The organism is Bacillus sp. 11B20, from assembly GCF_056098985.1.
The window spans coordinates 1-255 of the sequence record NZ_JBLZWZ010000019.1 but is presented as its reverse complement, the minus strand read 5'-3'; the positions used below and the strand labels follow the sequence as shown (position 1 = coordinate 255).

Below are 255 nucleotides of genomic sequence, written 5' to 3'. Positions count from 1 at the left end.
CCTAGAGATAGGGCTTTCCCTTCGGGGACAGAGTGACAGGTGGTGCATGGTTGTCGTCAGCTCGTGTCGTGAGATGTTGGGTTAAGTCCCGCAACGAGCGCAACCCTTGATCTTAGTTGCCAGCATTTAGTTGGGCACTCTAAGGTGACTGCCGGTGACAAACCGGAGGAAGGTGGGGATGACGTCAAATCATCATGCCCCTTATGACCTGGGCTACACACGTGCTACAATGGACAGAACAAAGGGCTGCAAGAC

The 255-nt window shown here is 53.7% G+C and carries 1 rRNA gene; it reads left to right on the top strand.

Annotation, left to right across the window (positions count from 1 at the left end):
• Window positions 1–255: ribosomal RNA gene (locus ACN6NB_RS19535) — 16S ribosomal RNA — on the top strand; the annotation flags it as partial.